This window comes from Epilithonimonas lactis (assembly GCF_900110605.1).
Taxonomy (GTDB): domain Bacteria; phylum Bacteroidota; class Bacteroidia; order Flavobacteriales; family Weeksellaceae; genus Epilithonimonas; species Epilithonimonas lactis.
Genome location: NZ_FOFI01000003.1, coordinates 665,544 through 688,562, shown reverse-complemented (window position 1 = coordinate 688,562; position 23,019 = coordinate 665,544). Strand labels below are relative to the sequence as shown.

The 23,019-nt window shown below is 35.4% G+C and carries 19 protein-coding genes; all 19 read left to right on the top strand.

The genetic code is table 11. From position 1 onward, the window contains the following. Nucleotide 1: 1 nt before the first annotated feature. Complete coding sequence (locus BMW39_RS12690; protein WP_034975939.1) at nucleotides 2-316, top strand: DUF4133 domain-containing protein; 315 nt, start codon at nucleotides 2-4, stop codon at nucleotides 314-316. Beyond that, entirely contained in the window at nucleotides 288-3,362 is a 3,075-nt protein-coding gene (locus BMW39_RS12685; RefSeq protein ID WP_034975936.1) for a TraG family conjugative transposon ATPase, read from the top strand. The genes BMW39_RS12690 and BMW39_RS12685 overlap by 29 nt, the downstream gene beginning before the upstream one ends. Then, a complete protein-coding gene (locus BMW39_RS12680) occupies nucleotides 3,349-4,074 on the top strand; it encodes a hypothetical protein (protein WP_228374833.1) in 726 nt (241 codons plus the stop codon). Before BMW39_RS12685 ends, BMW39_RS12680 begins: the two co-directional genes overlap by 14 nt. Before the next feature lie 11 nt (nucleotides 4,075-4,085). After that, nucleotides 4,086-4,772, top strand: coding sequence for a hypothetical protein (locus BMW39_RS12675; RefSeq protein WP_034975933.1), 687 nt, complete (start codon nucleotides 4,086-4,088; stop codon nucleotides 4,770-4,772). Between the two features lies 1 nt (nucleotide 4,773). Further along, a complete protein-coding gene (locus BMW39_RS12670) occupies nucleotides 4,774-5,439 on the top strand; it encodes a hypothetical protein (protein WP_034975931.1) in 666 nt (221 codons plus the stop codon). Between the two features lie 6 nt (nucleotides 5,440-5,445). Then, on the top strand, nucleotides 5,446-6,276 hold the full coding sequence (locus tag BMW39_RS12665) for a hypothetical protein (RefSeq protein WP_034975929.1): 831 nt from the start codon (nucleotides 5,446-5,448) through the stop codon (nucleotides 6,274-6,276). A 2-nt stretch (nucleotides 6,277-6,278) separates the two neighbouring features. Further along, nucleotides 6,279-7,514 (top strand): membrane protein, encoded by a 1,236-nt coding sequence (locus BMW39_RS12660; protein ID WP_034975928.1) that lies wholly within the window; start codon nucleotides 6,279-6,281, stop codon nucleotides 7,512-7,514. Nucleotides 7,515-7,568: 54 nt separating this feature from the next. Then, a complete protein-coding gene (gene traK / locus BMW39_RS12655; protein WP_034975926.1) occupies nucleotides 7,569-8,183 on the top strand; it encodes a conjugative transposon protein TraK in 615 nt (204 codons plus the stop codon). 1 nt (nucleotide 8,184) lies between these two features. Continuing rightward, nucleotides 8,185-8,538, top strand: a complete 354-nt coding sequence (locus tag BMW39_RS12650) for a hypothetical protein (protein ID WP_028123304.1) — start codon at nucleotides 8,185-8,187, stop codon at nucleotides 8,536-8,538. Then, nucleotides 8,534-9,742 carry a conjugative transposon protein TraM gene (gene traM / locus BMW39_RS12645; RefSeq protein ID WP_028123305.1) on the top strand — a complete coding sequence of 403 codons (1,209 nt, stop codon included), beginning with the start codon at nucleotides 8,534-8,536 and terminating at the stop codon, nucleotides 9,740-9,742. Before BMW39_RS12650 ends, traM begins: the two co-directional genes overlap by 5 nt. Nucleotides 9,743-9,746: 4 nt before the next feature. Next, on the top strand, nucleotides 9,747-10,616 hold the full coding sequence (locus BMW39_RS12640; RefSeq protein ID WP_028123306.1) for a DUF4138 domain-containing protein: 870 nt from the start codon (nucleotides 9,747-9,749) through the stop codon (nucleotides 10,614-10,616). 10 nt (nucleotides 10,617-10,626) lie between these two features. Then, nucleotides 10,627-10,983 (top strand): hypothetical protein, encoded by a 357-nt coding sequence (locus BMW39_RS12635; RefSeq protein WP_028123307.1) that lies wholly within the window; start codon nucleotides 10,627-10,629, stop codon nucleotides 10,981-10,983. Beyond that, on the top strand, nucleotides 10,983-12,974 hold the full coding sequence (locus BMW39_RS12630; protein ID WP_034975924.1) for a type IV secretory system conjugative DNA transfer family protein: 1,992 nt from the start codon (nucleotides 10,983-10,985) through the stop codon (nucleotides 12,972-12,974). Before BMW39_RS12635 ends, BMW39_RS12630 begins: the two co-directional genes overlap by 1 nt. A gap of 1 nt (nucleotide 12,975) precedes the next feature. Next, nucleotides 12,976-13,848, top strand: a complete 873-nt coding sequence (locus BMW39_RS12625; protein WP_051879935.1) for a M23 family metallopeptidase — start codon at nucleotides 12,976-12,978, stop codon at nucleotides 13,846-13,848. Further along, the gene (locus BMW39_RS12620) at nucleotides 13,841-14,548 is read left to right on the top strand and encodes a hypothetical protein (RefSeq protein ID WP_034975922.1); all 708 of its coding nucleotides are present in this window, start codon (nucleotides 13,841-13,843) and stop codon (nucleotides 14,546-14,548) included. The genes BMW39_RS12625 and BMW39_RS12620 overlap by 8 nt, the downstream gene beginning before the upstream one ends. A gap of 17 nt (nucleotides 14,549-14,565) precedes the next feature. After that, the gene (locus BMW39_RS12615; RefSeq protein WP_051879934.1) at nucleotides 14,566-16,548 is read left to right on the top strand and encodes a hypothetical protein; all 1,983 of its coding nucleotides are present in this window, start codon (nucleotides 14,566-14,568) and stop codon (nucleotides 16,546-16,548) included. 79 nt (nucleotides 16,549-16,627) lie between these two features. Next, nucleotides 16,628-17,308, top strand: a complete 681-nt coding sequence (locus BMW39_RS12610; protein ID WP_034975921.1) for a hypothetical protein — start codon at nucleotides 16,628-16,630, stop codon at nucleotides 17,306-17,308. After that, nucleotides 17,305-22,464, top strand: coding sequence for a helicase-related protein (locus BMW39_RS12605; RefSeq protein WP_042279187.1), 5,160 nt, complete (start codon nucleotides 17,305-17,307; stop codon nucleotides 22,462-22,464). Before BMW39_RS12610 ends, BMW39_RS12605 begins: the two co-directional genes overlap by 4 nt. Nucleotides 22,465-22,657: 193 nt before the next feature. Beyond that, complete coding sequence (locus BMW39_RS19655) at nucleotides 22,658-22,987, top strand: DUF6660 family protein (RefSeq protein WP_072410597.1); 330 nt, start codon at nucleotides 22,658-22,660, stop codon at nucleotides 22,985-22,987. Nucleotides 22,988-23,019 lie beyond the last annotated feature (32 nt).

The window sequence follows — 23,019 nt, the reverse complement described above, 5'->3', positions numbered from 1 at the left end:
TATGGGATTCTACCTTTATAAGGGGCTGAAAAAGCCCCTTATATTCTTCGGACTCAAAGGGAAATATATCTTTTACGCAGTTGGTGTCATCGGAGGCGGGGTCATTTCAGCATTGGTACTCTCGAAGTTCGGTCTCTTAGGCTCTTTACTTGGTCTTGCAGTCACCGCAGGCGGAGTTTATCTTATCTTCAGAAGACAGGACAAATATGGTTTGTATGACAAAACCAAAAACTTCGATCACATCTTAATTTTTCCCAAAAGGTTAGACAGTAATAAACTTTTAAAGAATGGCAACAACAAAAAAACAGGCATTTAGCATTCCTTTTATCGGATATGATCTTGGAAAGGATTTCAATTGGGATTTTGATGTACTTTTCGGACAATACGGAAACCCTATTATCGGGATCAAGATAAAAAACATTGTCGAGCAATATTCGGCAGATCCTGACAGCTATCTCACTTTCCACACGGTTTTAAATCAGGTGGTATCAATCATTGGAGAAGGAAGAATTGTTCAGAAGCTCGATATTTTTTCAAAAAAGAAATATTCAGCCGAACAATCCAACCAATTTCTACAACAAAAATATTCGGAACATTTTGACGGCAGACTTTTCAAAACCATTGAAACGGTTCTGTTCTTTACCGATATTATTGATGACAAGCTGAAAAAGAAAAATAAGCATTACAATTTCTCTGAAAAAAGCTATAAAGAACTACGGGACAAATGTCAGAAAGTATTGATGCTTTTGAAGCAGAATGACTCTGAACCGCAGTTTTTGTTTGAGAAAGATTTTGAATATTATATATCAGGTGTTTTGTCGATGCAATTTTCCGATTCTCCCATATTTGATAATATCAAAAGCACCAACGAATTTTTGCAGATCGGAAACAGGTTTGTAAAAAATATTTCCTACGTGGATGTAGAAAATATTGATCTTCCTTCAGAAATTGAGCCTTACTCTGTTCTCGGCGGTAACGGTGCAGCAGCAGAAACAGCAGTTGATAATTTTAGTTTTATCAATGAACTAGAAGATTATGAGACCATTGTCTACAATCAGATCATTACGATTCCGCTTCAGGCACAACAGCAGAGGGAACTCGACAAAAAAAAGAAAAAGCACGAAGGAGCAGCCAACAATTCTCCGTCCAACGCCATTATAGCAGATGAAATCCAGACCCTGCTTCATAACATAGCCATTGACGGACAGCTCGTTGTCAATGCTCATTTTTCAATCCTTTTTTCAGCACAGACACTGGAGAAAATGGAAAATATTCAGTCAATGATTGAAAACAAGCTTTTTACGAAAGGAATCATTGTTTCTAAAAACGCTTATAACCAATTGGAACTCTTTCGGTCAGCTATTCCGGGCAATGGAACAGAACTTAGGGAGTATGATTTATTTATGACGACAAGCGAAGCGGCCTTGTGTTTTTTTTTTAAGGAAAGTTACCCCGTCAATGAAGAGTCCAATTTCTACCTGAGATTCACCGACAGACAAGGTGTTCCGCTAAAAGTTGACCCATCGGATCTACCGATGAAAACAGGAAGAATAAACAACAGGAACAAGTTTGTATTAGGACCGTCAGGTTCGGGGAAATCATTCCTGATGAACAATATTATTGAGCAGTATTTGACCTACAATTATGACGTGGTCATTGTTGATACAGGAGATTCGTATTCGGGAACGTGCAAATATAAGGGAGGCAGATACATCCAATACACTGAAGAAAAACCAATCACGATGAATCCTTTTCTTATGGATCAAAAAGAATTTAATATCGAAAAAATAGAATTTTTAACCAACCTGATCTTCTTGATTTGGCAAGGTCCGGATTCTTCAATGTCTTCCGCACAAAAATCCATTTTAGACAATGTGTTGATGTCGTTTTACCACGGGTATTTCAATGCTGGAACTCGATGGTATGAAAATAAAACTTCTGAAGAACTGATTCTATATCTCGGAAAATACAACATTCACGAAGATGATCTTTTTTCTGAATATGAGAATGAAGCCAAAGGACAGCATACTTACTATGACATTTTGGGAATTACTTTCGATGCCAGTTCCGATGAAATAAAAGAAGCGGGAAGAAAATTGTTAAAATTCTATCATCCCGATAAGAACATCAATAATCCTGAATATGAAAGTGAAAATTTCTATAAAGTCTATGAAGCGTATGACACGCTGAACGATGAAGAAAGAAGGAAAATATACAATGAGACACAGTTAATTTTAATCAAGTCGAATGACATCATCAGGCAACCCAGATCAGCTGAAGAATGGAATGAATCCTTTAGAAAAGCCATTATCAGAAAAATAAAAGAACTGGAAGAAAAGCTGGTTGTAACAGAACTTTCGTTCAATGGGTTTTATGATTATTGTGATCAATTTCTTCCTATTTACCTAAATAATAAAAAACACAATATTATAGAGAAGGAATTCAATCTGCGCACCTATTTATTTGTCCTGAAAGATTTTTACAAAGGCGGAAGGTATGGAACGACTTTAAATGAAAGTGCCGATAATACGCTTTTTGACGAATCTTTTATTGTTTTTGAAATTGATAATGTGAAGGATAATCCCAAACTGTTTCCGATAGTAACGCTCATTATTATGGACACCTTTATTCAGAAAATGAGGTTAAGAAAAGACCGTAGAAAAGCACTCATCATCGAAGAAGCGTGGAAGGCCATTGCGAGTAAACTGATGGGAGGATACATCCTTTATTTGTACAAAACGGTGAGGAAATTTTGGGGAGAAGCGGTGGTGGTAACGCAGGAACTGGATGATATTATTGGAAATGCGGTGGTTAAAGATTCCATCATCAATAATTCGGACACTTTTATATTGCTGGATCAGACGAAGTTCAAAGATAATTTCGACAAGATAGCTTCGCTTCTTTCACTTAATAAAGTAGAGCAAAACAAGATTTTCACCATCAACAATCTCAACAACAAATTCGGGCGAAGCCGATTCAAAGAATTCTATTTAAAGAGAGGTTCGAAAGGAGAGGTCTATGGGAATGAAGTATCTCTGGAGCAATATTTAACCTATACCACAGAAAAACCGGAGAAATCGGCAGTTGAATATTATGTACATCAATATGGCGACTATGATGAAGCATTGCGCAGAATAGTTGGTGATCTCAAAGTCTTCGGAGACAGTCTGGAAAACTTAGTGTCACTCGTGAACTTATATCAAAATCCATTAGATAAAAAAATCAATTCTTTCTACAGAATAATGAAAAAAGAACACAAAGGGAAGAATGTTTTCAAAGTCATCTCACAGGAATTAGAAGACCGCCAAATCACTTTTTCAGAATTAATCAGTAAACAAAATTACGCTTATGAAAACCTTTAAAGCTATAAATTTTCCAAGAGGATTTCGTTACGTTTCATCTCTGGCGAACCACATTAGATTGAAGGTTTTTCTACTCATTTTCTCCCTATGGGGGACAATTGGATTCGCTCAAAACACTTACATCGACCCTACCGTAACGGCGGCAATGATTCTGTATTCTGAAAATCTAAAAGCCAAACAAAATGAAGTAATCGAAGAGACCTCAAAGTTAAAAGATGCTCAGATCTGGGTAGGAACACAGATGGTGGCAGCCAATGACATTCAGAATAAAATTCTGAAAGGCTTGAAAGAAGTTTCAGGAACATTACAAAACGGAATTCAGGCACAGGAGATCTACTCAGATCTCAATAAATGTTATAGTTATTCCTCACAAGTGGTACAACTAGCATCAGAACATCCTGAGTATGCCATTTTTGGGGTGAAAGCTTCACAAAAGACCTATGAGCAAAGTCTAAAGATCGTGACAGATGTATCTGATATTCTCGCATCCGGAGAGCTGAATCTGGCTACTGCAGGAGATCGATATAAAATCTTGCATAATATTTCCGGGAACGTCAAAAATCTGAAGCTTTGGCTTTTGGCGATTAAATTAAGACTGGAAAAAGCCAATCGACTAGGATTCTGGAATTCCATTAATCCATTTGCAGGCTACATCAATACAGACAAAGCTATTGTTGAAAATATAATGAACAGGTACAAACGGAATTTTTAAAAAATTACAAAATGTTAAAGAAGATTCTTCTTAGCCTATCTATTCCGGCTGTTTATCTTGTGTTGACATCCTCCGGTGGTGGTTCTACACCAGCATGGCAACAGGAAAATGTATCATTTCCGATGATGGATATAGAAATCAATGCCACGATGAAAGAACACGACAGGCAAAAAGAAATGCGACAAAAACAAATTGCGAATGCCACCGTAGAAACGGCCAATAGAAACCAATGGAACAATTTTAAAGAAAAAATCACCAAAGTTCAGGACAGATTGCGAATTGTTTCATTTGCCATTCAAGCCATACCAACAGGAATAGCAATGAGCAGGGAAATAACAAAAATAACCAACAATCAGACTGCTATTATCAATGAAATAAACGATGCTCCTTATTCCATTATATCCGTTTTGCCTTCCCAAGTTCAGTTTGTTGATGATCTGCAAATGGTAACACGGCTTGTAACCGGGATCATTTTGTCTTACGGAGCCATCAATCAAATGGAAAAATCAGAACGTAAAGTATTATTAGAATATGCTTTGGGCGAAATAAAAACATTGAGCAGGAATTCCACGCATATGCTTCTGAAGATAAGGGATATTAAAGCCAAAGTAAAACGCAATAAAAGAGCCTTTCAATATTATGTCAACAAAGATAAGCAGGTGGTTGAGAACATAATGAGTCACATCAAATCTTTCTAAAATGAAAAAAATATTTCTTTCCGGAGTTTTATTCTTCTCCGTTGCATCGGTAAAAAGCCAGCAAATAGTCATTAATGATAAACTCCTTTCGCAGATCACCGTAAATCACGGTGTTCGATTGGGAAGCGAACAAGCTTTTTTGGATTCCTATGAAAAGCAAAAAGAATTGTATGATGACATCAACAATAAAATCACGCAGATCATAGCCATTCAGGAGTATATCTATCAACAACTGAAAAATGTGAATTCAGCTTTGACCCAGAGCAAGAAACTTATTTATCTCTATCAATATTTAGGTAAAATAGTGACGAACTCCAATAAAATGCTGGATCTATCAGCGCAGCATCCTGAATATTCCGTACTCATTTCAAAATATTATGTTGAAATAGGCAAGCAGACGATGAAGCTTCAGCAGGAAGTTACCCAGGATATTCTCAATGAAGACAAAGATTTTCTGATGGATGCAATGGATAGGGAAATGCTTATTGAAAAGATATTTACCCGTGTCAGAAATATCAACGGAAATATTCTGTACATCAATTTACGGTTAGAGAATGCCAAGAAAATCCCTTATCTGTATCAGGTTCCGGTTCTCCGCAATTACATCAATATAGACAAAGCCATTGTTGGCGACATCATCACTAAATACCATTACCTCTTTAATTAAAAAATTATGGGAAATCTACTAAAAAAAATCAGTCTATTTCAGTTGCTCTTTTTTACAGCCACTGTGTTTGGACAATTGAGTGTAAAGAGATTGAATGACCCTTCCATTGTTGCTCAACATAAAAGAATTGTCTTTCAAGATTGGGGAGATTGGAGACCATATCCAAAATATTTTTTGGGAATCCAAACCAATTTTGCCTACGCAACAGTCTGGGGAATATGGGCTCCAAAGATCAACAGGGATTATAAAGACGGTGAAGATATTCGACCATTAAAACCTACAGGGGTGCAAAATCAGAGATTCGCCCAGTTAAAATTTCAGGAGGAAGAAGCAAAAAAAATAAAAGCAGCTTCAGATACCATTCATAAAAGAAGTGTTCAGGATTTTGCCCATTGGACGTCCGCTACTGTTGATGCCGATCCTCTTTGGCTTTTGTATTACAAACGAATGTTAAAACCAATTACCGAATTCCCCGACCATCCACAAAATTTTATTGAATGGAGATTGAAAGACCAACAAACGTTTGAAACGCTCAATACGACAGGAACCATTAGAAGGCTTAAGGAAGAGCTGGATCTCATCAAAGAAAAATACGCAATGTCCAGAAGTATGGATATGCCAAGAGGAAAACGGTTCATTATGTACCACGAAACCCTTATTAAATGGAGAAAATTTGTGCGAGAGTTAAGGGATTACAATAACAAGACAACACTTCTTACAGATTACAAAAATATTTTAAAGAACCATTCAAATTATGCTTTGCCACCTGGTTGGACACCCGCTTCAGACCAGCAAATTGTTCAAAATTTGATGAATCATTATAAACACCGATTTTAAAAATGAATAAAACGATAACATTAACTTTTTGCTTATTAACAATTCTTTTACCTGTTATGGGTTTCGCCCAGACAGACGGTGATTACAGCAATCTACTCCAATTTTTAAAGGGAGATGGTGCCTTTGAAAAGTGGTTTATGGAAGTTTTTACAAAACTGGACAACAGTGTGCAGGATAGCGCCGCCGGTTCAGCTTTGGTAGGAAAAGCAATAGGCGGTTTAGGCGCTCTGATGTACCTCGGGTACATGGGTTGGCAAATGGCAGCCGGAGATAGAGAATGGGAAATCACACCGATGTTGAAACCAATTCTTATCGGATTTACCCTTGTTTACTGGAGTGGATTTGTCAGTATGATTCAAGCGCCATTTGAGGCCATTGCCGAACCCGGAATCTCAATTTTCAACGATATAGAATCGGAAGTCAATGATTTACGGGTCGAGAGATTTAAAAAGCAGCAACAATTACTGGATGCTGTCATCAAATTAAAGGCGGAAGAAGATGCCAAACAGGAAGTCATTGAGAATACTACTGAAGATGCGGATGATTCGTGGTATGACATCAGCGAAGGATTGGATAAACTCATTCAGCCCATCAAGGAATGGTCGATAAGAATGGAGTTCCAAATGCAAAAATTAGTAGCAGAACTCATTGAATTTTGTTGTCTTTCCATTCTTCGGATTTGTGTATATCTCATTTTCTTCATTCAAAAAATATGGTCTTACATTTTAATTATTTTGGGGCCGATAGCTGTTGGAATGGCTCTTATTCCCGGATTTGAAAATTCATTATACAGTTGGGTATCAAAATTCATCAACATTAATCTTTACACTTTTGTTGCCTATACGATCATCAACATCGGTCAGCAATTGATCGCTTCCGGTTATACAATGGAGATCGAAAGGTATGATACCTTATTATCCAATGGAACCATTACCAACTTAGACGCTTTGATGGTCTATGTGAGCAACTCCGGAATGATCTACAATCAGCTTTTCACCTGTGTTGCCTATGTTGTTACGGGAATCGGAGTACTAATGACCCCAACCATTGCAGACAGTATTGTTTCTGCAGGAGGGGCGGGAGCAATGACGAAAATGAAAAGTGCAGCAGGAAAAATGGCAAGCAGTGCTAAAACAGCAATATTGGCTGCCAAAACAGGAGGAGCTTCTGTAGCAGCAAGTGCAGCAGCAGGTTCAGCATCAGGCAGAGTTCAAAGAGCGATGAAAAAAGGAAAATAAATGTTGTACGAATGACCAACAACCAAACATTATCAACCAACAACTAAAATAAAGATGCTTATCAAAAATATAGAACAAAGAATCAAGATCAACAAGGTCATTTCTTTATCCACCATTGCTTTTGCTGTTTTCATTGTCATTGCCGGATTTTTCTTTGCATACAGAATGATCGAGGATTCCAGAAAATCAATTTACATTTTAGACAATGGCGTTCCGGTTCTTGCCAAGCAGACTGATGTCCTGCTGAACCGACCTGTTGAATATAAAGCTCAAATTGAATTATTCCACAGATTGTTTTTCACACTCGCTCCCGATGATACCTATATCAAGGATAATATTCAAAAGTCATTGTATCTTATTGATGACAGCGGAAAAAAGGAATATACGAACCTAAGGGAAAAAGGATTTTACAATCAAATAATAGCTTCCAGTTCGATGGTCAGTATCCATACCGATTCGATTACGCTTAGTATGGAACAAAAGAAATTTAGCTTTTTCGGTAAGCAGATGATCACAAGAAAATCTTCTGTCATTACGAGGAAGCTCATCACCGAAGGTTTCTTTGAAGACATCATCAGAAGTCCCAATAATCCTCACGGTGTGATTCTTAAAAACTGGCGAATCATCAATAACGAGGAACTGTCCAATCAAAATAAAAATTCTTACTAAAATGGAAACTACATTAAAACAAAAGGGTCAGAAATGGCTGCAGTGGGCAGTTCAAAATCCAAAGAAATTCTTCACGTATTCAATGATTCTACTGTCGGTTTCATTTATAGGGTCTCTAATTCAAGGTATCTTTTTCCCTTCCGAAACAGCATTTAAAATAAGACCTCCGGTTCTCTATTCTAAAAATAAGTCGAGTCAAAATCTATCTGTCAACAATGATAAAGAGATGGAAAAAATAGTACAAGAACTGAAAACTTTAAAAGTGAAAAGAGACAAAAACGCACTGAAAAAAGAAGACAGTTTACGAATTGACTACTTGTTCAACCAATACCAAAAATTAAAAAATGGACATTAAAAAAATAAATTTTAAAGAAAAAAAATATGTTCTGCCTCTTTTGGCTCTGCCATTTCTTTTTCTTTTCGGCTACGTAGGAGCACAGTTTCTCAAAGAAGATACTTCTGAAAAAAATAAACCAAAAGAATTGTCACTATCACTCGGCGATACGCAAGATTCCATTATGACCAAAAATGATGCGTATGATGCTTTTTTCAAAAAAGAGGATAACAGAACGATGCTTGGTGGTTTGGATAAAGAAGAAGATAGTTTATTGAACTATGATGACCAATTGTCACTGGACCAAAAAAGAAAAATTGACTCCTTAAAAGCAGAAAACGGAAGACAAAACAGATACCAGGCAAAAGAAAATCAATCCTCGTATTACAAACCAAATCAATCACAGAGGGATGACAAAGATTACAACAGGTCTTCAGAAATCATTAAAATGCTGAATGACAAATCTTACGGGAACCAAGAAGATAAATACGCAGATACACCAAAAGAAAAGACACAAAGTGTCCAACCAGACCCTGTAAAATATCTGAAAGAACAAATGCTCGTGATGGATTCTTTAGAAAAATCCCGTGATCCTGAGTACCAAAGTAAACTCGCAGCAGAACAAAAACTGAAGTCCAATAAAGAGAAAATGGAAGATTTTCTTAATTCAACTTTCAATGTGAGCAAATCCGGAATCAACAGTGGTTTCAATGCTTTCTATAAGGAGAAAGAAAACAGCTTTATCAAAGCGGTCATTGACGAAAATAACAAAGGCTTTCTTGGAAGCAGGATTAGGTTCCGATTGTTGGAAGACATCTTTGTCGGGAACAAAAAAATAATCAAAGGTTCGATATTATACGGACAAATCTCAGGATTTTCAATGCAGAGAGTCAATCTCAACATTGTATCTGTATTCACAAAAGGAGAAATCTATCCTGTCAATCTTTCGATTTATGATGTTGACGGGATGAAGGGATTGTACGTTCCGCAAAGCGTTTTCAGAGATATGATGCGGGAAATGGGAAGTAACTCAGTACAAGGAACTCAGATGGATATGGGCGGAAAAGGATTTTTCTCAAGCATTGGATCCAGCCTGTTTACATCAACATCTAAATCTATTGCCAACCTGATCAAAGAAAATAAAGCAAAACTGAAATACAACTCATATGTCTTTTTGATCGACGAAAATCAATTGAAAGATTCACAAAACCAACAAAAAAAATAAAACAATGAGAACTTTATTATACACCCTTTTAATATTCACAGCTCAATTTTTCACGGCTCAAACTGCAACCAAAGAACAGATTGTTTCCGATTTACCTGAGATTGAAATTACCGAAGGCATCAACCTGCATATTATCTCGCCTGAGCCCATTCAGTACGTGGATTTGTCAACAGAAAAACTGACTGGAGATTTGCCTTCTACAAACATTGCCAGAATAAAGATCACAGACCATCCTGATTCTGACGAGAAAGGAAAAATCAATATACCTTCCGTTTTTGTTAATGGAAATACTATTGGGATCATTACCGTTGTCGCACAATCTTTCATTGCACAGTATAAAGTGGTGCATAGAAATCAGGATAACCTCAATACGATTACCAATATTCATATACAGCCCGAAGCGATGCAGCCTGTAGAATTTGATAAAATGGTGTTCTCTAATCTTGAACTGAGAAAATTTTCGATGGATATTATTCGAAAAAAATCTGAAAAAAATCCGATTAGAGAAGAAAAAAATCTAAAACTCAGCTTCCAGCTCAATAATGTCTATGTGATGAGTGCTTATATTTTTTTAGATATGACCATCAAGAATAATTCTAATCTGAACTATGATATTGAGGATTTGAAATTCTCCTTGGAAGACAAAAAAATACACAAAGCCACCAATAACCAAAGTGTAGATCTAACACCCATTTTACAGCTCAATCCGCAGAAACACTTCAGAAAAAATTTCAGGAATATTTATGTTTTCAAAAAATTCACTTACCCAAACAGTAAAGTGATGATGATTCGCTTGATTGAAGAACAGCTCTCGGGGCGCACCATAGAAATGAAAGTCAACTATTCAGATATTCTGAAAGCAGATACCTTTTAATATTAAGACTATGGAAAATTTTACAGTTATGCTGTGTTTTGCACTGGTGATATTACTATTTACCTACCATTCTGTTGCTATAATTATTATTTATAAAAAACGAAAAGAATTTATCATTGCCTATAAAAGGGTGTTAAACCTTAAAGATTGGTGTGATAAAATATCTGAAGAGCCAGGTCACTCATACATTATCGAGAGTGTCGAAAAAAGAGGAAATGAATTAATAAATAAATTGAATCTGTTGAATGCCAAACTTGTTAAAATACAGGAACATCATAAAAATTTGCAGGAACGGCAACAGAAGCTACACGATAGTTTACTGGAAGAACACAAATTACTGAATCAATATTTCGAAAATTATTCTTAATGCAAGAGCAACAACACCAAATAAAGATCTATGGCTTTCTACAAAAAGCGGTGTACGCAGTCGTAGCACTCGATTGTGCTTCGCTTTTCTACCTTAATGCCAATGTTCCGGTAGTATCAAACTTGTTGAAAAATTTTTCAAAGTTGAGTTTTATCTACCCTCCTATCAATGCCAAATTTGCAACATTGATTCTGATTGGATTAGTGGCTGTCGGAACAAAAGCCAAGAAAAAGAAAGACCTTAATATTAGTAAAGAGATTATTGCTCCTATGATTTTGGGATTGCTGATGATTTTTTCTTCACTGGTTTGGCAGAATGAGGCAGGAAATGAAAAACTTCCAAGAGTGTTTCCCGGATTTAATCTCTATCAGGGAATCTATGCAGTTCTTTCTTTTTTAGGGGCAGTTATTCTTCAAATGGGTGCAGATAGTATTTCAAAACTGATGCAGCAGAAAATGGGAAAAGACCGATGGAATGTTGAAGAAGAATCTTTCGACCAAAATCAGGAATTGGTAACATCGGATGTCACAATCAATATTCCATACTTGTTCCGTTACAAAAACAAAAGCAATAAAGGTTGGATGAACATCAATCCTTTTAGAGGAACGATGGTCATTGGAACACCAGGTTCTGGTAAATCTTTTGGTGTGATCAATCCTGCCATAAGACAAATGATTGCAAAAGGTTTCTGTCTCTGCATCTACGATTTTAAATTTCCTGATCTAGCACAGATTGCATACTACCATTATTTGTTGAAAAAAAGTAAGGAAGCAGACTACGATTACAATTTCCACGTCATTAATCTGAAAGAGGTTGAAAAATCAAAACGAGTCAATCCATTTCACAAAAAGTACATCCAAACTTTAGCAGAAGCCCAGGAAATGGCAGAATCAATGGTTTCATCTCTACAGAAGGGAGGTTCGAGTTCCGGAGGTGGTTCTGAAGCTTTCTTTACCCAATCCGCCATCAATTTTCTGTCTTCCTGTATTTATTTTTTTGCAACATTTGAAAATGGAAAATATTCTGATCTGCCTCATATTCTTTCCTTTATGAACCGCAGTTATAAAGAAATTTTTGACACACTTTTTACCAACGAAGAAATTTTCTCTTTGCTTTCGCCTTTCAAAACGGCGTATGACAACAAAGCGTTTGATCAGCTGGAAGGACAAATTGGAACTTTGAAAATATTCCTTTCCCGATTGGCAACTAAAGAAAGCTTTTGGGTGTTTTCGGGAGATGAAGTGGAATTGAAGATTACTGATCGTGAAAATCCATCCATTATCATATTAGCATCAGATCCGGGAACACAGGATATTAACTCAGCCCTTTATTCCTCGGTGTTAAACAGGACTTTAAGATTGATCAATTCCAAGCACAATTTACCGGGAGGAATTATCGCAGACGAATTTCCGACGATTTATATTCATAAAATTGATAACATCGTGGCCACTGCAAGAAGCAATAAAGTTGCTGTAATGCTTGGATTACAAGAAATTCCGCAGCTCAGACAGTTCTACAAAAAAGAAGTTGCAGATACTATTTCTGCGATTGTTGGAAATATTATTTCCGGTTCTGCCAGAGACAAAAATACATTGGATTGGTTGGAAAAACTATTTGGGAAAATTAAACAGAAATCATACTCACAATCAATTTCACAGCAAGGGACGACCACCAGTATTAATGAAAAGATGGACAATATGATTCCTGCCGGAAAAATTGCGGCTCTGAAAACCGGAGAAATGGTTGGAATGATCGCACAGGGAGAAGAAAATGATGCTGAGGAATATAAAACGTCTGCAATTAGTGGTAAAATTAACCTGGATATGAAAGCGATTCAAGAAGAAGAAAAAAACTATGTTAAAATGCCATCTTATTACTCTTTTGTAGATAAAAAAGGGGTTAACCGCAAAGAAGAAGTGCTGATGACCAACTTTAGAAAGATCAACAAAGAAGTGGAACTCATTGTGAATGAAAATATTAAAGCTGCGTAAAATGAAAAAACTAAAATACACATTTACATTGATGGCGCTGTTTTACAGCTGCTTATGCTTTGCCCAATTCAATACGATTACACCAACAATACCGAAAAAATCTGAAAATCCAAAGGTATCCGAAAAATCTAATATTGAAGATCCGGTAAAACAAAAGAAGGCTAAGAAATCTTGGAAGCAAGTTTTAAATATCACCACAAAATCAGATTTAAAAAATGAAACCAAAGGTTCGACGAAGTGGTTAACGAGTCAAATAGATTCACTGAAAACACTGATTAAAGAGTATAGCAGTGTAAAAGAAATACGAAAAAATGAGTTTGAAAAACTGAAAGATTCTTTGATGCTGCAAGCACAAAATAGAGTAGAAGAAACAAAGAAAGCATCAAAAAAACAAAACTTTTTTACAACGTATGATTTTGTAGACGAACCTGCAGCATCTTTTTCAAAAATTGTAATGCCTCTTAAAAACAAGATCACCATTACATCTTCTTATGGGACAAGAACTCATCCTATTTTCGGAACAAAAAAAACGCACAACGGCATCGACCTTAAAGCCAGTTATGAGAATGTCTATTCTGTAATGGATGGAATTGTTACAGCAACCGGTTGGGATTCTAAAGGCGGAGGGAATTTCATAAAGGTAAAACATTTTAACCGTTTCGAAACTTCCTATCTACATCTTTCAGAAATGTATTATCGAGCTGGAGAAATAGTAAAAGCTGGATTTGTCATCGGAAAAAGCGGGAATACCGGAAACTCCACAGGACCACATCTGCATTTTTCGGTGAAAGAATTCGGACAAAACATCAATCCTTCTCATTTTTTAAATGACCTCATAAAAGTAAACAATTTAATAGCAACATACAATGAATAACATAACCTTACCTACCGATGAACTGAAAAAATACGGAATTATTAATGAGGATAATTCTTTCTCTAAAAAGCTAAATATAGAGGATGTTCAGAAATTTCTGCAAGGATATACCATCGTTGCAGACCACGACAAAAACAGGGCGACTTTTCAGCTGACTGATAATAATACTAAACTGAAGGTCATCTTTTTGGAAAGAGATAAAAGTATTTCTGACATCCTCGAAAACAGTAAAAATAATATTCAATATACTGATGTCAAGAATGTTTCTAAATCTGAAAATGAACTGAGTTTCGAAAAAAAAGCTTTCATTTTTGACAAAGAGACCGAAAAAGTAGTTGAATTTGATTTCATTAAAAATGCAAGAGAATTGACCGCAATTATTGCAGATAAAAAAAATACAGAAGAACTTAACCGTTACATAGCAGAACTTCTAAAACTTAAATCTTTTCTGCAAGATAAAATTGTTCAGTTCCCAGAAATGGCAAAAGAAATTACGAATGATTTGAATATTGTATCCAAAGAATTTAATACAGTTGCTGGAATCTCTGAAAAGCAAAATCACTCTCAAAAGCAGGAAAAATCAGATTTACAACTAAATGTGAACGACCCTGATGTCTATCAGGATGCCAATCGAATGAGAGATGAGGAAAGCCAAGAGCAGGACGAGGAAATACCAAAGTCAAGAGGTTTTAGAAGATAGCTTAATAGGTGGAAAAAATGGAAGACAATCTAACCTGGTTTGATAAGAATATAGTTCCCAGAACGAAGGCTTATAAAAATTTTGTGAAGGAAATTGAAAACACTTCACCTGAACAGTTTTTTCGGGACGGAGAGAGGCTGTTTACCGATAGAGAGAAAAAGTTTATGGCAATTCATCAATCTAAGGGAAAAGAATTTATTCAAGGTTCAAATTTTACATTGAAAACATTTTTCAATTCAAATCAGGGTTTCCCTATTGAGGATAAATTTAATACTACCGCTGAATTAGTCAGATTTATTGAAAAGCAGCAACTAGCCAATAAACATTTGATTTTGCAAAATAACAGGGAGTCTACTGAAATTGCTATAAGTAATGAGTCCATAAAACAGAAATTTCTCTCTGATCTCTGGGCTCAGGAATTGGAGAAAAAAACTGATTTAAGTTCCGGATTGACCTATACGCAAATTGATGAAAAGCAAGCTCATCATTATCGAAATTATGAAGTTGAAGCTGTAAAGTTATCATTAGAAGGGGTTCATCAAATTGAAATGACTGATCTGGAAGAAAATGCAGACTTTTTTTCAGATGAAGGCTTTGAAGAAAATTTAACCCCTGCATCTGACCTTCCGGACGGCTGGACCTGGAACGATTACGATGATGGGAGTGGCTCGCTGAAGAGTCCAAGCGGTCATAGGTATTACAGCTATGATCTGCAAACTCAGGAATATACATTACCGTACGGTCGGCGAGAATGGACAGGTATGAGAGATTTTTATGATGCTCCAAAAAGTTTGAACGAATTCAAAAGCTATGTCGAAAACGACTTAAAAGCAAAAGCGGTGCAAAATAATCTTTATCCGAAACTTTCCGAAGAGGAAAAAAATGATATTCTCAAATACAGGATCTTTATGAAAGAAAACGAATTCATACTGGAGAACTTGCAGATCACAGCGAGCCAAAGAAAAGCTTATTCAGAGAAAATGGAATTCGGAACAACAGATGGAGATTATTCTCTTACAAAGGCACAAATGGACACAATCCCAAATGTTATTGATGGTCATACGTTGTCAAAAAATGACAAATACGAATTGGCTTTCGGCCTATTGGAAAAACAGCTATATGGGGAATCCTACGAATTATTGGATAGCGGTGAAATTCTAAAAAATTATCTGGATGAAAATGTTTTTTCAAGAAACAGAATATTAACAATGAATGATATAAAATTTAACAATCAAACCCCAAACATTATGGAAACACAGAACGAATATGAACCATCTCAGTATCCGAAATTTCAATTAAAATATCTTGGTTTCGGAGAAGGAGAACAACTGCACAAAGATTTAGAAAACGGAATTAATGCTCCCGAAAAAGAGTTCGAAATTAAAACCACTTCCGACAAAACGATGCCCGGAAATGAAATGGAATTCACGTTAAAATTCAATAAGATAGAAAATGGAAGTGTCTTTATGAATTTTTATAATGCTAAACTCACTAAAGCAAATGGCGACGTTATCTCCCACAATTTTCCTGTTAACAGGGTGAATACATTTACTGCTAAAGAAGCAGTCAACCTTTTGGAAGGGCGTACGGTAAAAATACAATTTCACAATCCGAAAACAGAAAAAATAGAACCTGCATTTGCCAAACTGAATTTTAACGAACCCAAAACCGAAAAAGGAAATTACAATTTCCAGAATTTTTACAAAAATTATGGAGTTGATACGGCTCAGATCGTAGAAAAATCCAAACTGATCTTCGATAAGCCGGAATGGAAGGAAAGTACCATAAAATCTTTGGAAAAAGGAAATATCGTGAAGGTAAAATTTGAATTGGATGATAAAGTAATAGAAGGCAAAGCGGTGCTGAATCCGCAATACAAAAATCTGAATCTGTATGATTCTGATATGAACAGAATCAATACCAACAAGCCTTTAGAAGGTTTGGAACAAGACAACAAGCACGAAAAAAATAACGTGAAAGAACAAAGTATTAAACGATAGATAACACTTACAACCAATCATTTATTTCCCAGCGGTAAGTCAAATTAATTAGGCTGCCGCTTTTTTAAACCCTATATCTATGAAAAAACTTTTAATACTACCCAGCTTGTTTTTTCTTTTTGTAAGCACTTCCTGCCACAAAGAAATCAAATCCGAAAAAGGAGGAATCGATGTTGTCTCCAATGTATATTTTGATGTTTCCAAAAATCTGAACAATATCCAAAGTTTTCATTTGTCAAGCCTTAATTATTCAGGAGATTCCATAATAGAAAGGATTCCGGATGTTGATGCTCCCGAAATAACCCAACAGATTTATTTCATTAAAGATTCATTGTGCTATACTATTGAAAATGAAAATCCCGGCAAAATTATTCTGTCAGACATCATAAAGAAACAAAAGCCGCTTTCGGTTGAAAAGAAAAAAGGAGGAACATTGTTTTCTCAGGAAAAAATCCCCAATTACAGAAACAGAAAAAATCTGAATGATACGGTTTTGTTTAAGAAAAAATACAAACGATTTGAAATCAACTCACCTTGGATGTACACCCGGTTTTACATTTATCCAACGGATACTATTTTACCGTACTCTATTTACAAACACGCGGAAAAGGACTACCACGGAAGGCTCGAAAGGATTGATTCTTACAATAAAAAGACGGACATATTCGTGACGCTTCAATTAATATCAAGAAAAAACTGGGACAGTGAAGCCAAAGAAATTTTTGAATTTAACCACTTCATAAAAAACAGAAAAAAGTGAAAGATGAAGATTTTTTTAATGAGATAAATGATGACATTTCTGTAGTTGAAGGAAATAAAAAGGAACTTATTGTTTTCACAAACAGTAAGGATATGCTTTCATTCTTGGAGCTTCTTCAATTGAACAAGCAAGTCAATAATAGAACAATTATTACCTTAAATTCCGGTTCCAATAGCAAAAAGTTCCTCAATAGATACCAGAATTATGATGGCAAAATGTTTTTATGTCTGAGCGGGGACAGAACAGGAAATGCAATAACCAGAAAAATTCTTACAGAATTTAATGGCAAAAATATCAAAGACGTTCGTCCGTTGTATGAAATTTCTGAAAATGGGAATCAAGACCTGACCGAATATTTAGAGAATAAACTCAATTTTCAAGATAAAAATACTAATTTAGTTGAACCAAAAATTTCTGAAAATGAAAGCAATGCAATTGAATCCGGAACAACATCCGATCCTCAGCAAGTGGGAAACGGAACACCTGAACAAAACACTGGAGAACTTGGCTCAAAAATCCAATCCGAGCAAAACGGAAGTTACGAAAGCGGACAAGCAGTGGGCAGCAACAATGCTGGAAATGGACTTGCAGGCACAGAACGGAGCGATTTGGGAAACCGAAACCGAGGAAGAGGATCCAATGGAGGAACACAACCGCAAAATGATGAAAAAAATGAGGGAAGAGAATATTCCTTGGGCGGAATCGTATCCGGGAGAGCTATATCCGATAGAAGAAGATCCGATAGAAGACCTTCCGAGGTAAGTGAAAATTCAACAAATAAGGTAGAGCTAGATGTTCTCATTTCAAAATATAAAGGGCGAAAACTTAATAATGAACAAGTTGCGGAAGTAGTTTCTGCAGCTTGTTTTGTTTCTAATGACAACAGAATTCTTCTCAAAGAAAATCTGAAAGTCACGGATGATTTAAAAGAAATCTGCAATCAATTCCAAAGTGGCGGAACCGCAAAAGAAGGCAGAGGGATTTTAGATGAATATTACACACAAGATAAAATTGTCGATGCAGTCCGCAATTTAATCAAAGACCATTTCAAAACTCAAAAAGAAATTTCTGTTTTAGAACCCAGCGTTGGTACAGGAAATTTTATCTATGCCACTCGCGAATTATCTGTAAATTCTAAAATTACAGGCTTTGAAATCAACGAAACCACGGCGAAAATTGCAAAAATTCTACATCCCGAAGTCGAGATCAACCTTCGTTCGTTTGAAACTGAATTTATTGATGACAGAGGTAATAAAAAAGACTCAAAAGATTTTTCAGAAAGATATGATTTGGTCATCGGAAATCCGCCTTATGGCGAACATCGTGGGCTTTACAAAGGATTAGGCGAAGAACCTAAAATTTCAAAATACGAAGATTATTTTGTTAAACGGTCATTAGATTCTTTGAAACCCAACGGCGTTTTGGCGATGGTTCTTCCATCAGGTTGGCTCAACCGACAAAAGAATTTACAGAATGCTAGTGTTTTGGAAGGTTTCCGTTTACCCAATGGCGCTTTTGCAGGAACACAAATCGGAACGGATATTATCATTCTCAAAAAAAACAATCACCAGATTTCTGCGGATATTTCCAAATATTTTGAAAATAATCACACAAGAGTTCTCGGGGAAAACCGTGAGAAAACCAATCGTTTTGGGCGTTTGGAAAATTATATCCACGGAAATTTGGATGAAGCTCTCTTTAAGATTGAACAATTTAAAAATAAAAAAGAAACCGAGAGAATCGGAAATCTTTTTGAAGATTTGTTTTTAGAAAATACTGAGTCCAATTCTGTTACAAAAGTTCCTGTAAAAAAAGAAATTATTGCGGAGAAAATAGATGAGTTGAATTTAACAGAAACTCAAGAAAAAATTGAATTGGTACTTTCTAAACTCAATAACATCAAGTTTAAATCTCCCACCATTACGACTGAAATAAGAAAGTATGAAAAACTGCGCGAAGATTTAATCACAAAACCAGCATCGTTTTCAGAAGAAAAATTAAAAGAATTGATAGAAAAAAGTGATAGAATAATTTCTATTCACAATACGAGAACTGAGAAGGAATATAAAGTCCAAACGGAGCCTTCCATAAAGAAAGGAATTTTAAAATATCAATTCTCCAAACAGGATGAAATTGTAAATACTTCCTTGCAAAATAGTTCAAACATTACGAAAGAACAAATTGAAGCATTCAGAGATACATCTTACGATGGAACGCTCAACAATCACGAAAAACATTCCAAATTTTCAAATTATTCTGATGGAGTTTGGATTCACGATTTTTATTATGCAGAAGGAAATATTTATGCGAAGTTAGAGCAGCTCGAAAAAGATTTTGCAGATAAAAATGCTGTTGGTGGAACGGAAAATCAGTACGAAAAACAAAAAGCATTATTAGAAAATGTTCTACCAAAAGCGAAATCTTTAGATGAAATTTATATCAGTCCGAACCACGAGTTCGTGCACAAATTTGAGTTAGGCCAAATAGAAAAAGACCAATATAATCATATTACAAAACGTACCGAATCAGTCATTGTAGATTACAATCTTGCGGAAAGATTCAAAGACTTTGTAGGCACTTTGTCAAGTGAAGCCTTTGCGGGTTCTTCAGCTTGGGAAGTGCGAAGCTTTGTAGATAATGAAACGGTTACAGGAAGCGATAAAGAGCGAAATGCGTTAGTCAGAGAAAGACGAAAAGCTGCTGCGAATGATTTGTTTTACAAATTTGTACGTGAAGAATTATCAGATGACATTAGAACTCGTTTTGTAAAAGATTTTAACCGCAATTACAATAACATCCACGTTCCGGATTATTCTAAATTCCCATTGTTTTCAAAGATTCATAAGAATTTCAAAGGAAAGGAATTTAGATTAGCAGAGGTTCAGAAGGCGGGAATCGGAAGACAGACCACAAAAGGCGTAGGACTTTTAGCGCACGAAGTGGGTTATGGAAAAACATTGTCCGGAATCCTTTCAATGCACGAAGCAATGGAAAGAGGAAATGCGAAAAGACCAATCATCGTAGTTCCGAATGACAGCATTATGAAACAATGGGTGGAAACGATTTTTGAAACGATTCCCAACGCGAAAGTTAATGTTTTAGGGAATTTGGGGAAAGATTATGACCTTTCAAAATTTGATAATAAAGACGGAGAAATAACCATCGTTACTTATGAAGGTTTTAACAATATTGGATTTTCATCAGAAATAACCGAAGAACTTTCGTCAAAATTCAGTTACATCTCTGCAAGTGAAATGAAGGGCGTTACCAATACCGAAAGAGACCTCCAAATTGAGTTTCAGAAAGAAAAGGAGATTGAGGGAAAAATGAAGCGTGGTAAAATCTATGACTGGGAAGATTTTGGATTCGACCATTTGACTTACGACGAAGTTCACAATGCCAATCATATTGTAGGAAAAGTAAAAATTGAGGACCGAAGATTTGCGTCCGATTTTAGAAGTCAAAACCAACAGACTTCCAAACTGGGAATCAATACCTGGATGGCAGCTCAGTACATTCAAGACAAAAACGACGGAAGAAATGTGACCTTGCTTTCCGCAACGCCTTTTACCAACAAGCCTTTGGAATATTATTCCATTCTTTCTTTAATAGCAAATAAAAGATTAGAAGAATCGGGATATTTCAACGTCAATACTTTCTTCGAGACCTTTATGGAAGCGGATAATGATATGGAAATTGATGCAAAGGGTGATGTGAAATTTAAAGCCAACGTTCGGAGATTTAAAAATAATTCGCTGTTTCAACAATTACTTTCGGAATTCATTGATATAAAAGGAGAAGAAGACAATCCTGAATTAATTCGTCCCAACAAAATTAACAAAGAATATAAAATTGAACAGAATGATCTCACAAGAGAACAGTATGAGCTGCTCAATGAAAATTTCAGTGAGACTGAAAAAGGAGCAATTTTAACACATATTCTCAATGCCAGATTGATTGCTATTTCACCGTATTTATCGCCATTTTATGATGGCGAAGAACCTTCAATAAAAAAATTCATAGAAAATTCTCCGAAGTTAAAAGACACGATGGATTTGATAAGGCAGAACAAAAAAGATCTTCCTGACTCAGGACAAATTGTGTATTCTGAATTAGCAGTTGCTCAGTTTCCAAAAATAAAAGAATATCTCATAACAGAAATTGGTTACAAACCCGAAGAAATCGGAATCATTACCGGGGCGACCAATAAAAACCAAAGAATTTCTATTCAAAATGATTTTAATGAAGGAAAAATAAAAGTAGTTATTGGAAGTGAAGCCATTCAGGAAGGAATGAACCTTCAGGAAAACACAACCGATGTTTATATGCTTACGTTGCCATATAATTTTACGTCACTCCGACAAGTGGAAGGACGAGCCTGGAGGCAAGGAAACAAGAACGAAAATGTGCGGGTTAATTTTATGCTGACCAATGACAGTATTGATGTGTTTATGCTTCAAAAACTGCAATCCAAACAGGCAAGATATTTAGAAGCAATGAAAAAAGGAGCCGATGTTTTGGATATTTCAGACATCAGGACTCAAGAATTAAAAACCTCCATCATTACCAATCCCGAAACCAGAGCCAATATCGAAATCGAACTCATTAAAAAGAAGATTGAAAGTGAAAAAAATAAACATTTGGCCGATAGTGCATTTGTTCTGAGAAAATATGAAGATGTTTTGAAAGTAAAAGAATTGGTAACCCAAGCCGAGCATTCATATAATAGAATTGAAGGCTATTCGAAAAATGGCGATGCAAATGCTGAATATTGGGCAACCCAATTACCATCATATCAAAAAACAATTGAACTTCATAAAGTTCAAGTACAAGAAGTAATTGAAAATTTAGCTCAGAAAGGAATAGATGTTACTCAAATTGAATATCAAACCAAAATGACTGAAGATAAAATTGCGGAACTGGATAAAAAGCTGGAAGAGCTTCCAGCAGTTAGAGAAAATTTAGTAGTTCAATACAGAATAGAAAAAGAGGAACAGCTTAAAGCGAATGAAAATAGAAATTATGTGAGAGAAAGAGCGAGGGAAAATACAGTTTTATATAACAATTTAACAACAGTAGATTTTATAGATAAAGTATTAAACCAAAAAGAGAATATTTACTTAGATAATTTTCAGAATGTTGTCCGAAGAAGGTAGTTATTTATTTGTATATAGCTTAGTAAGATATATTTATATTGATTGTTTAGTACGGATTATTAAAAGAGATTTGTGCTTTGTAAGATACTGTAGTATAAATAATTTTTTTTAAAAGTCTTGTTAGTAATAAATTTTAAAAAAATAGATAAAATTTAATATATATTTATAAATATAAAATAATTAACTTTGTCGCATGAATTTTCTAAGATTGCTTTTTACAGTCTACTTCATGGCATTATCATTAATGCCATGCATGGATGTTGCAAAAGCGCAATCAAAAAATGAAAATGTATCATATTCCTATATAAAATCTGAGCAAAACGATGCTCATTCAAAAACAGATTCTTGTTCTCCTTTTTGTTATTGTAATTGCTGCAGAATCAGCGTTACTTCGCTCAAAATAAATCCTGTTTTAGAATATCGTAAACAGATAAAAGAGTACTATTCTAAAAAAATTCTTTTCATAAAGAATGACTTTGCATATTTGGTGTACGATCAGATATGGCAACCTCCTAAAATATAATTTTTGTTAATCAGACGGAAGAATTGTCTTTC